We start from the raw sequence: 1,336 nt of genomic DNA, 5'->3' as shown, positions 1-1,336 counted from the left end.
ACGCTCATCTCGCCGAGCGGCTTCTTGACCGTGTTGCCGGCATTGTTGACGAGGATCGAGACGCGTCCGGATTTTTTTGCCACGTCGCTGGCGAAACCCGTGGCACCGGCAGTGTCGGTCACGTCGAAGACATGGCTCGTGGCGGAAGGCCCCAGCGTCTCGCAGGCGGAAGCGAGCTTCGTGGCGTTGGTGCCGACGATCGTCACCTTGGCGCCGGCTTCGACGAAACAGGTGGCGATCGCAAGGCCGAGGCCGCTTCCGCCGCCGGTCACCACCGCATGCTGCCCCTCCAGCCCGAAGATATCGTTGATGCTCATGCGTCTTCCTTCGCTTCGATCCGGACGACGATCTTGGTGAAGCCTCCGGGGTTCTTATCCCAGGCTTGCATGGCCGCACCTGCTTCCTCGATTGGCACGACGCGTGAGACGATGCGGTCGCCGGCGTCCCGATGTTGCTTCAGATAGCCGATAACATCGTGGAAATCGGCGATCTCGGAGCCGCGAGACCCGCGGATATCCATCTCCTTGAGCAGGAAGAACTTGGTGTCGTAGGCGATCTTGTTCTTGGCGTAGCCGACATAGACGACCCGGCCGCAGGACGCCACGAGATCGATCGCCTGCCGAAAGGTCGCATCCGCGCCGACCGCCTCGATGACGACCTGCGGACCGTCCCCGTCGGTCAGTTCCAGGACATGTGCCAGGACATCTTCGCGCGACGCATCGATGATGTCAGTGGCGCCGAGCGCCTTGGCAACGGCGAGTTTGTCGGCGCTAAGGTCCACTGCGATCACGCGTGAGCCCCGCCTGACAGCGCCGAGCAAGGCGCCGAGCCCGATGACGCCGCAGCCAAGGATGACGACGGTTTCTCCAGCCGAAAGCTCGGAGCGGCGGACCGCATGGAAGCCGACGGCAAGCGGCTCGATCAGCGCGAGGTCCCGCTGGCGCATGCCCTCGACCGGAATGACCTTGCCCGCGGGAACGACGACGATCGAGGCCATCGCGCCCTCGCGCTGGACGCCCATTGTCCGGTTGTCCTTGCAGGCGTTCGGCCTGCCGAGGCGGCAGGCATGGCACCCGCCGCAATTGAAATAGGGAAGAATGGTCACGGACTGGCCGACCGCAAGCGCGCTGACGCCGTCGCCGAGCGCCGAGATGGTGCCGGAGATTTCATGGCCCAGAACGCGGGGGTAGGAGATCAGCGGATTGAGGCCGCGAAACGACGTCAGGTCGGAACCGCAATACCCCACATACTCCATCCGCACCGCGACTTCGCCCGGGCCCGGTTTTGGTTCGGGCAATTCGACCAGCGAGATCTTGCCGGGTTCCTCGAGGCAGAC

At 64.6% G+C, this 1,336-nt stretch carries 2 protein-coding genes; both read right to left on the bottom strand.

Annotated elements, in window-relative coordinates:
* On the bottom strand, window positions 1-317 hold a 317-nt coding region (locus FJ980_RS32115), incomplete at its 3' end, for an SDR family NAD(P)-dependent oxidoreductase (protein WP_140547505.1).
* Window positions 314-1,336: zinc-binding alcohol dehydrogenase family protein (locus FJ980_RS32110; RefSeq protein ID WP_246676668.1), on the bottom strand; the 1,023-nt coding region annotated here is incomplete at its 5' end. The genes FJ980_RS32115 and FJ980_RS32110, both read right to left, overlap by 4 nt.

Source organism: Mesorhizobium sp. B1-1-5 (assembly GCF_006443065.1).
In the GTDB taxonomy this organism is placed as follows: domain Bacteria; phylum Pseudomonadota; class Alphaproteobacteria; order Rhizobiales; family Rhizobiaceae; genus Mesorhizobium.
Note: the sequence above shows the minus strand (reverse complement) of the source record. Positions and strands in the feature narration are given on the sequence as shown.